11 protein-coding genes are annotated in these 7921 nt (G+C 52.3%); 5 read left to right on the top strand and 6 right to left on the bottom strand.

The features are described from left to right. The coding region (locus tag B3797_RS03415; RefSeq protein WP_311790385.1) for a diguanylate cyclase domain-containing protein at positions 1–1014 on the bottom strand (1014 nt) is incomplete at its 3' end. Positions 1015–1494: 480 nt separating this feature from the next. On the opposite strand from B3797_RS03415, the gene B3797_RS03410 reads away from it, so the two are divergent. Then, on the top strand, positions 1495–1962 hold the full coding sequence (locus B3797_RS03410) for a helix-turn-helix domain-containing protein (RefSeq protein ID WP_311790384.1): 468 nt from the start codon (positions 1495–1497) through the stop codon (positions 1960–1962). 403 nt (positions 1963–2365) lie between these two features. On the opposite strand, the gene B3797_RS03405 is transcribed toward B3797_RS03410, so the two are convergent. Both B3797_RS03405 and B3797_RS03400 read right to left on the bottom strand, forming a co-directional pair. Continuing rightward, positions 2366–2830 (bottom strand): NUDIX hydrolase, encoded by a 465-nt coding sequence (locus B3797_RS03405; protein WP_311790382.1) that lies wholly within the window; start codon positions 2828–2830, stop codon positions 2366–2368. Between the two features lie 228 nt (positions 2831–3058). Then, positions 3059–3874 carry an N-acyl homoserine lactonase family protein gene (locus tag B3797_RS03400; protein WP_311790381.1) on the bottom strand — a complete coding sequence of 272 codons (816 nt, stop codon included), beginning with the start codon at positions 3872–3874 and terminating at the stop codon, positions 3059–3061. Positions 3875–3975: 101 nt separating this feature from the next. On the opposite strand from B3797_RS03400, the gene B3797_RS03395 reads away from it, so the two are divergent. Next, entirely contained in the window at positions 3976–4377 is a 402-nt protein-coding gene (locus B3797_RS03395; protein ID WP_311790380.1) for a VOC family protein, read from the top strand. A 164-nt stretch (positions 4378–4541) separates the two neighbouring features. Then, positions 4542–5318: a hypothetical protein gene (locus B3797_RS03390; RefSeq protein WP_311790379.1), complete on the top strand. Its 777-nt coding sequence runs from the start codon at positions 4542–4544 to the stop codon at positions 5316–5318. 82 nt (positions 5319–5400) lie between these two features. Here the strand turns inward: B3797_RS03390 and B3797_RS03385 are convergent, their stop codons facing one another. Both B3797_RS03385 and B3797_RS03380 read right to left on the bottom strand, forming a co-directional pair. Continuing rightward, a complete protein-coding gene (locus tag B3797_RS03385) occupies positions 5401–5919 on the bottom strand; it encodes an N-acetyltransferase family protein (protein ID WP_311790378.1) in 519 nt (172 codons plus the stop codon). Between the two features lie 88 nt (positions 5920–6007). Continuing rightward, on the bottom strand, positions 6008–6553 hold the full coding sequence (locus tag B3797_RS03380; protein WP_409373274.1) for a helix-turn-helix domain-containing protein: 546 nt from the start codon (positions 6551–6553) through the stop codon (positions 6008–6010). 102 nt (positions 6554–6655) lie between these two features. Here B3797_RS03380 and B3797_RS03375 point away from each other — a divergent pair, with 102 nt between their 5' ends. Together B3797_RS03375 and B3797_RS03370 are read left to right on the top strand one after the other, a co-directional pair. Continuing rightward, complete coding sequence (locus tag B3797_RS03375; protein ID WP_311783442.1) at positions 6656–7321, top strand: AzlC family ABC transporter permease; 666 nt, start codon at positions 6656–6658, stop codon at positions 7319–7321. Then, a complete protein-coding gene (locus tag B3797_RS03370; protein ID WP_311783441.1) occupies positions 7318–7641 on the top strand; it encodes an AzlD domain-containing protein in 324 nt (107 codons plus the stop codon). Before B3797_RS03375 ends, B3797_RS03370 begins: the two co-directional genes overlap by 4 nt. Here B3797_RS03370 and B3797_RS03365 read toward each other — a convergent pair. Continuing rightward, on the bottom strand, positions 7623–7921 hold a 299-nt coding region (locus B3797_RS03365; protein ID WP_311790377.1), incomplete at its 5' end, for a GNAT family N-acetyltransferase. The two genes, B3797_RS03370 and B3797_RS03365, sit on opposite strands and share 19 nt — an antisense overlap.

Genomic DNA, 7921 nt, shown 5'->3' with positions numbered 1-7921 from the left:
CTTCGCGCCTACTACAAACTCGTCGCCACCCAGGCGTGCCACCGAGTCGCCCGGGCGCATACAGCGTTGTAGCCGTTCGCTTACCTGCTGTAGTAAGAGATCTCCTGCTGCGTGACCCATCGAATCATTGACTGCCTTGAACCCATTAAGGTCGATAAACAGCACTGCCGTATAGGCCAGGTCTTCGCCCTGGGCGAGCATGTAACCCACCTGGTCGTTGATCCACGCCCGATTAGGCAACCCGGTCAAAGTGTCGCGAGTTGCCAGTTTTTCGAGCCTCTGCATTCTCTCTTTGTCGCGGGTAATATCGCGCGAAACCAGCACTGCACCAATATTATTGCCTGTAGAAGGGTCGCTGACGCCGCAGGCTTTGGTGCCCAGCGTAATGTAGTGGCCGTCACGATGCTGCTTGCGCACCTCAACCACGTCCGGCAGCTCGCCGCCGTTAAAGATGTGTAACAGCGCCTCCGTGGCGGGCGCGCGGTCGTCGGGATGCAGGAAATCCACCACCAGCTGTCCTATCATCTCATCGGCTGACCAGCCGATCATTTCGCTATAAGAAGGGGAGATCGACACGTACCTGCCGTCCGCGTCGCAATGGGCGATCAGATCGGTGCTGTTTTCTATCAACAGACGGTATTCCGCCGCCGTACGTAGCGCATCTTCAAGCGCTTTGCGCTGACCGGTTATATCAAGAATAAAGCCGTTATATTGCAGGTGAGAAGCACTGGACTGACAATCCGGCAGGCCAGAAACAATCACACGCCGCGTTGTCCCGTCCAGACAATGGATCGGCACTTCAATATGAAAAGGCGTCACGCATTCAAGTGCCGTAGTAAGTTGCAGCGCGATCTTTGCATCATCATCAGCCTGGGCGAATTTCAGCCATGCACTTAGCGTCACGCCTTTCAGCGCGGGCAACAGGCCAGCCGGACTTTCCTGACTGGCGATGCAAATACCCTGAGCGTCCGTTGACCAAACAGCGGAAAAGGTAGGTGTGATCGCTGTGTTCATGGTGGTCGGCTCCGATGTTTGCTGACGATACTCAACGCGCTCAATACTCGTCATTACAGACCTCCACGCGCCGTAATTGCCGTTCCCGTAAACCTGGCTGATGCTTCGGCAGGAGATGTTCCGTTACGCGAAGGTCAGTAATAAGCGAGAAATTATCTTTGAGCATTCAAGGTCAGGAGTATTAATGTAAGTTTATCGGCTGATTAGCTCGCGATCTTTAATAAAGACTGCATTATAAAACGGCTGTGAAATCTGCAACTGCCTCTTTATTCCTGAGTTATGCGATACATCACATTGTCCCGTTGTCTGACAACGGTGATGAACCGAATTGTTCTATAGAGCCGCCGTATGAGAATGAAGTTAAAGCCTGCCGCGCTGGTGTCATGTCGGTGTCTGGTTGCTGTCGGGTTTTGATCGTGGTGAGGCGGGCTGCCCTCGGTAGCATTGTTCACTGACAACTTACTACTCGGAGATGAGAAAATGAGTGATATTAATAAAGTCAGAGCGCTGCGCCTTCAACGGGCCTGGTCGCAGGAACAGCTTGCCGAAGTGTCAGGCCTGAGTACACGTACTGTGCAGCGTATCGAGAACGGCGAACGACCCGGTCTGGAAACGCTGAGCGCCTTAGCCGCGGTGTTTGACGTAACCGTTGCGGAGCTTTCCAGCCCGGAAAATGTTGGGGATAAAGCGCTCGATCAGCGAATTATCGAAATGAAAAGCAGAGTCGCTGAGGAGGGCCGGTTTTACCGCTCGGTGATGACGGCGCTTGTCGTCTGCCTGCTGCTGTTCATGCTTAACCGCTTTACGTCTCCCGCCAGCGACTGGTCTTTATGGGTGGCTGCTGTCTGGTTTGCATTGATTATGGTGCGCGGCATAAGGACATTTTTGTTTAGAGGACTGACTAGCAAGTGGCAGCAAAAGAGGCTGCAACGTCTGCTGCGCAGATAGCAAATAATAGCGCCCTGCTGAAGGTCGAATTTTGCAACTAACGGCAGGATCCTTTCAGGGCAGACAGTGTTAATGGCAGCCTGATGTTTTTCATGGAACTGGAACTAAGGCAAAAAAACAGAAATATCCTGCCATTAAGCAAGCGGCTTTCGGGTGACAAATCCAGGATTCAGCATGTTACCTCCTTGTTATCCTTTAAGCCCATCCAGAGTAACGGATGCCTGACTGCAAAACTTTTCAGCGCACTATTCAGAGAGTTGAGTCGCTTGGGATCAATGATGATGGGCGGAATTATAATTCTCGCTCGGTTATTTAGAGCCTGAAAAATCCTGATTCCACCTTAAGCAAAAAGCGCTTTCAGCCGCTTCGTGACCACACAGGTCGTTAAAAGCATTACAGAGTATCAAATATCGAGAGGGGACGGTAATTCACCTGCAAGAATGTCGATGATCAAATCATGTGGAAAGATAGTTTCGTTAGTATGCCTGAGTTCTTCCAGTGTCCACCAATGATAACTTTGAATGACTGCCTTTTCATTCTCACTCCACCCTGAGCGATTAATGTCTGTTTTATTTGCGCGAACGATAAAGAAACGCTCTTCAGCAAGCACAGTGTCCCCATCAGGCAGCATCATGGTGAAAGTACGGGATGCTACTGACATTCCAGCTGCATGCCTTTGCAGTCCGGTTTCTTCCAGCAGTTCGCGTAAAGCAGCCTGCTCAAAAGTCTCATGGGGTTCAAGCCCGCCACCAGGGGTTGCCCAGTATGTTTTTCCTCTCAGAGCATCATCTTTATGACAGAACCTAAAGAGCAAGACGTGATTTTCAGGTGAAAGAATGATCAATCGAGATGATGGGCGAGTGCGCATATATCTCCCTTAAAAAAGCTTAAATACTAATTCTTGATATTTATATAAACCTAAATTTCAGCATGACTCGCCCTATAGGTCTGCATTTTCTTACAGCTTTAATCTCATTCAATGTTCCCTTTTCGCTTAAAGCTGACTATTCATTAGTGTCATACTGACTATTACATGAAGCGGATATCGCAAATATAGCGTGTTTCAATAAGCATACAGCGGTTCATAGCATAAAAGCTACTCGTAAAAAGCCGGGGAAAGACGCAGCGAGGCCCACTGTTCAGTATCATGCCCATAAACGACGATCGCTGCATTTTCGCGTTTAGCCAGGTCTGCAATTTTCTGCGTGCTCCTTCTGATGCCCGGCTCATCATCCATATCAGTAATATATATCTGTCTTGTAGCTGCATCTGCCATTGAATGATGCATAACAGCGTCGGCGGCAAGTAAAACGGTTCCTGTTTCAGGAAGTCGCACCAGAAGAGATTGATGACCGGGAACATGCCCGTTGGTTTCAATTAATACAACCCCCGGTAAAAGCTCATAATCTCCCTCAATCAGACGATATTTGAGGGCTGGATGGTCCCAGGATTCCCGATTCGCTTTAAAACGGGGATGCCCACTTTTGGCCAGCTCGTAATGCTTCTTCTGAATGATGAGTTCTGCATTGCAGAATAAATCATGATTGCCAGAATGGTCCTCATCGAGATGAGTACATACGAGGTAACTGATATCGAATGGCCTCACGCCGATAGCCTGAAGGCGGGCAGTGACGGTATCTTCAGGCTTGATTTCAACTGTAAGGCCGGGCAGATTTACTGGCGTATCTACAAAGGAACGTGGCCAGCCAGTATCAACCAGGACATTTATTCCGTCATCTGTCTGAATCAAATAACCGGGTACAGGTATATCACCCGGCTGCATAACACCAAGGTAAAGCATATAGAGGCGCATGTGATTTTCTCTTATTTTTAGCGATATGTTTAAAAATAGAAGAATAATTCTCTGAATGGGAAAAATGCGATTATTCTTCCAGACATATTGAATTGTCATTTTCGCTATTGCTTCAGTGAGGTAATAGACAGTGACTAAGGTCCTTTTGTGATAAAAGGGAATATCTTAATAGCTATACCTGAAACCTGGCGGAGCAGAAGATGAGAACGCAGAAACGATGCATGGGATATGTGGCCGTAGTAGTTGATGATTATGATCGGGCTATTGAGTATTACACGGACAAGCTGGGATTTACTCTCGTTGAGGATACGCCGCAGCCAGGGAAACGCTGGGTAGTGGTTACACCAAACCCGACAAGCGACTGCAACATTCTTTTGGCCCGCGCCTCAAACGAGAGACAGGAAAGCTTTATCGGTAACCAGTGTGGCGGGCGAGTATTTCTGTTTCTCCAGACTGATGACTTCTGGCGCGACTACAATGCGATGAAAGCAAAAGGAGTTGAGTTTTGCCAGGAGCCACGCGAAGAGGAGTACGGTACGGTCGTTGTATTTAATGACCTCTACGGCAACCGCTGGGATCTTTACCAGAACAAGCAGAACTAAGGCGCTTTACCTGCTGTGGCTTTAATATAGAGCGCCCGCGCTAAACGGCGGAGCTTACTGGCAAATTTCTTCAATACATTCATCCTGCTTAATCTTCACTTAAGAATATTCCGATAATGTGAGTTCTGCGTTAGCCCATTTCGGGCTTTTCCGGAGCCTACCCTATGCAAAATAACAACACATACTCTTTGTCCATGAGTAAAGTCCCGGCTGTTACCCTTACTTTCTGGTTAATCAAAATCGCTGCGACTACGCTGGGTGAAACCGGCGGCGATGCGGTGACCATGTCGATGAATCTAGGTTACCTTACCGGTACCCTGATTTTCGCCATCATCTTTTTAGTCGCTGTCGTGGTGCAGATTAAAAGCCACACGTTTAATAAATGGATCTACTGGTTTACTGTGGTTGCCACTACCACCGTTGGTACCACGCTGGCGGATTTCGCCGATCGCTCATTAGGGATAGGTTATCTTGGCGGTACGCTGCTGTTGAGTACGCTACTGGTGCTCTCTCTGTTTATCTGGCGCATTGCCTGCGGCACCATCGCGGTGAGTTCGGTGAACAATGGCGTAACGGAAATCTTTTACTGGGTCACCATTATGTTCTCACAAACGCTGGGTACTGCATTAGGTGACTGGACCGCAGACAGCGAAGGCCTTGGCTATGACGGCGGTATCCTGCTGTTTGTTGGCGCGCTGACCATTATCTGGGCCGCCAGCCGCTTTACTTCACTTTCACGTACTGCACTCTTCTGGGCCGCCTTTATCTTGACCCGTCCACTGGGCGCGGTGGTGGGCGATTTTCTGGATAAGCCCATCGCATCGGGTGGACTTGCGCTGAGCCGCTATAGCGCCTCACTGACTTTGACGCTGGTTATCATTGCTTTTCTCTGGCTGTTGCCACAGCGTCCGGCAATGAAAGCCGTAACGGCGAATTCATAAAAAAGCGCCAGCGCAGATTTGCAGTTATAAAAGAATTTAAAGGCCGCCAGCAATGGCGGCCTTTATTTTATTCAGGGCAGGATTATTCCGGTGAAGTATTGCTGCCTTCACCAAGCTCCCGCTGCATAAAGTGAGTATCCAGCCAGCGGCCATGCTTGAATCCTACCGCTTTTAGCACGCCGGTTTCGCGAAAACCAAGCGCGCGATGCAGCCCAATCGACGCCTGGTTGCTGTTACCGGCGATAACGGCAACGATCTGACGAAACCCGCGCGCTTCGGCGAGACGGATCGCCTCCGTCAGAAGCGCGCGGCCTGCGCCGCGACCGGTGCATTCAGGATCGAGATAAATAGAATCTTCCAGCGTAAAACGGTAGGCGTAACGCGGCCGATAGGGCGCAAGATAGCAGTACCCAATCACCTGATGCTTTTCCAGCGCCACCAGCCAGATCCCGCCTTTTTTCAGCAGCGCGCTTAACCGGTTTTGCATCTCTTCAACGTCTGGCGGCTCGGTTTCAAAGGTGGCGCTGCCGTGGAGAACATGCCAGGCATAAATACGCTGAATAGCGGGAACATGGTGGGCTGTGGCGGGAATGATGTGCATAGCATCCTCGAAATCGACCGTGATTACGCCATATTACACCTGCAACAGCCTACCGGCAGCAGCGCGGGTCAGAGGAAAAAGTGATGGCTCAGCTGTGCTCCATTACCAGCACCGCCAGCGTATCCGGCTCCAGCGCGCGAAAGATATGCTCTTCATCGCCGGCGTAACAGATGTAATCGCCCGGGTGCAGCTCGACGGGCGACGTTTTTGGCCCGACCAGCGCGCGACCCTGCGTAACGATCAGATGTTCGATGGTGCCTGGCGAGTGCGGCTGTGAGCTACGCTCGCTGCCAGGCTGCGTGTTTAACAGATAGATATCGCGCCGCGCGCCGGGTGGGCAGGTCGCCAGCAGTACGGCCTGGTAGTCCGCCAGCTCCGCCGTAACAGTCGGCCCTTCGCCGCGGCGAATAACCTGCATTCGTTTCTCTTCCGGCTCCATCAGGCGCGCAAACGGAATATTCAGCGCGACGCACAGCGCCCAGAGCGTTTCTATGCCGGGATTGCCATTGCCTGCTTCCAGCTGGGAAAGCGTAGATTTTGCAATACCGGCGCGCCGGGCGACTTCAGCCAGGGAAAGTCCGGCGCGCTGACGCTCACGCACCAGGCTATTGGCGATAATTGTGATCGGGGTCACGCTCACTCCTGTTTTCTTAATCGAACGAATCGTTCGCATTGTAAAACGATTCTGTAGCGTTCATTATAATGGAAAATTCGTTCGTTATAAGAAGGATTTGTTATGCAGATGCGTCGCATCCCCTTAAGCCGGGAAGTGATTAAAGCCATTATTCTGGTCTGCCTGGCCGATGGCATTGTCGGCTTATCCTACGGCTCGCTGGCCAGCGCTGACGGGTTTCCGCTCTGGGTGCCTGTGGCGCTGTCAACGCTGGTAATGGCGGGCGCTTCGGAATTTCTCTTTATCGGCATTGTGGCGGGGGGCGGCAGTCCCATCACCGCCGCGCTGGCGGGGCTGCTGGTGAATGCGCGCCACCTGCCGTTCGGCATAGCGGTCAAAGATCTGGTGGGGTCAGGCGCGCGCGGTCTGTTCGGCTGCCACATTATGAATGACGAAAGCGTGGTGTTTGGCATTTCTCAGTCAACGCTGGCGCAGCGCCGGGCTGCATTCTGGCTGTGCGGTCTCGGTATTGCATTGATCTGGCCGTTCACGGTTATTACCGGGGCCGCCATCGGTCAGTTTATCCCCGATGTTTCCGCCATCGGCCTTGACGCCGTTTTTCCGGCTATTTTGATTGCGCTGATCTTCCCGGCGCTGCGTCAACGCCGGACGCTGATCCCGGCGACAGGCGGCGCGCTGCTGTCGATAGCGGCAACGCCTTTCGTTCCGGCGGGTATGCCGGTGCTCTTTTCGCTGCTGGGATTACTGACGTGGAGGATGCGCAAATGAGTCATCAGGCGATGATTATTGCGGGCATCGCGCTGCTGGCGTCGGGGACTTATCTGATCCGTCTGGCAGGCGTTAAGCTCGGCAACCGGCTGCCGATCGCCGAACGGACGCAAACCATGCTGTCGGATGCGGCGACGATACTGTTGCTGGCGGTGGCGTCGACCAGCACGCTGTTTGAAGGCCAGCATTTTGCCGGCATGGCGCGCGTGCTGGGCGTCGCTTTCGCTGTTTTTCTCGCCTGGCGTAAGGCGCCGCTTATTGCCGTTATTATCGGCGCGGCCCTGATGACAGCGGCGTTACGCTACTTCGGCGTGCCCTGAGCGGCGCGCCACTCAGCCAGCGTGATTTGGAAGGTCAGGCTGGCGGGCGCATCGGGCACATCATAAACGTGTCCGTTCACCGCAAATCCCGCTTTTTCCAGTACGCGCTGTGAGGCGAGATGGTCTGGCCGCACCGCGGCGTCTATCACTTCTAAACCGCACTCTTCAAAGCCATAACGCACCATGGTGCGCGTAAACTCCGTTGCCAGGCCTTGTCCCCAGGCGTGCGTCGCCAGCCGATAACCCAGATTGTTAACCGGCTTGCCGCCAAATTCACGCG

The organism is Pantoea sp. UBA5923, assembly GCF_002431095.1.
Lineage (GTDB): Bacteria > Pseudomonadota > Gammaproteobacteria > Enterobacterales > Enterobacteriaceae > Pantoea > Pantoea piersonii.
This window is presented reverse-complemented; position numbering and strand designations above follow the sequence as displayed.